This window comes from Oleiphilus sp. HI0066 (genome assembly GCF_001635725.1).
In genome coordinates, this window is record NZ_LWFH01000010.1 from 1 (window position 1) to 1,549 (window position 1,549).

Annotated in this window: 1 protein-coding gene; it reads left to right on the forward strand. The window is 45.1% G+C overall.

The window, feature by feature from the left end; translation table 11 throughout:
* Positions 1-42: 42 nt before the first annotated feature.
* Positions 43-1,549: acetoacetate--CoA ligase (locus tag A3738_RS00610; RefSeq protein WP_231876484.1), on the forward strand; the 1,507-nt coding region annotated here is incomplete at its 3' end.

A 1,549-nucleotide genomic window follows, 5' to 3' on the forward strand; every position in this document is an offset into this window, starting at 1 on the left:
ATAGGGAGTCGTAGCGCTCAGATTGTAAGCGAGATCACGCAGATGCCCGGCGCAAGGTGGTTCCCCCAAACTAGGCTTAATTTCGCTGAAAATATGATGCGTTATGCCAAAACGAGCTCTCACCTTACAGCAATAACAGTCTTTAATGAGCTTGGTAAACAATGCTCTTATACATACAAAGAACTTCAAGATGCAGTTGCTGCCCTCGCCTCCACATTCAAAGACAATGGCATACAGAAAGGTGATCGCATTGCTGCGATTACAACCAATAGTGAGCACGCAATTATTGGGATGCTAGCATGTGCCTCTCTAGGCGCAGTTTGGTCATCCTGCTCGCCTGATTTCGGTGAAAGCGGAATACTAGACCGCTTTAGTCAGATTGAACCCAAACTGTTGATTACATGCACTGGGTATATATATGCTGGAAAAGTACTTTCTCTTGCCGACAAGATTAGTTCTGTCGTTGACAGCCTACCCTCACTTCAAGCAGTCATTAGTTTTAACCCTATTGATCGCGACACATCCCATATCCTGACACTCAATACTGCTAAGCACTTAGATTGGATTAATGCGATTAAGAGTAACGACAAGATCAAACTTCATTTTGAAGAAGTCGATTTTAACGACCCGCTTTATATCCTTTATTCATCAGGCACAACTGGAAAGCCTAAATGCATTGTTCATGGAGTGGGCGGAACCTTACTTCAACACATCAAGGAGCTGTCCTTACACAGTGACGTTGTTGAAGGGACAAAACTATTTTATTTCACTACCTGCGGCTGGATGATGTGGAATTGGTATATCAGCGGTTTGGCCCTAGGAGCAAGTTTGGTGGTCTATGATGGGTCGCCTTTTCACCCTGAAAAAGACAGCTTGTTTTCGCTAGCAAAAGCAGAAGACATCGAAGTATTCGGAGCAAGCGCAAAATACTTTGCCGCGGCTGAAAAATTTGGCCTAAAACCAAACAAAGATCACCCGTTTACAAGCCTAAAGGCCATACTATCGACCGGCTCGCCTTTGGTCCCAGAGAGCTTTGATTACCTATATGCGCATGTTGCTCCTCATGCACGTGTATCAAGCATATCAGGTGGTACAGATATCGTTTCTTGCTTCGCTCTCGGTGTTCCAACGCTTCCAGTCTATCGAGGAGAACTACAAGCTCCTGGACTTGGAATGGATATCGCGTTTGTTGACGAATCAGGTGTAGAACTTGAGTCAGGCAAAGGTGAATTAATTTGTCGCACAAGCTTTCCGTCCATGCCTATTTATTTTTGGGCAGACGAATCAGGTCAACGCTACAAACGCGCCTATTTCGACAGCTTCGAAAACACCTGGGCGCACGGAGATTTTGGTGAACAATCCTTACATGTGTTGTCTGATGGCTCGGTGCAAAAAGGGATAATGATTCACGGCCGCTCAGATGCCGTTCTAAACCCAAACGGCGTAAGAATTGGGACAGCAGAGATATATCGCCAAGTCGAACAAATTGATGAGGTATTTGAATCACTTGCTATCGGGCAAAAATGGGACGAAGACGAACGCATTATCT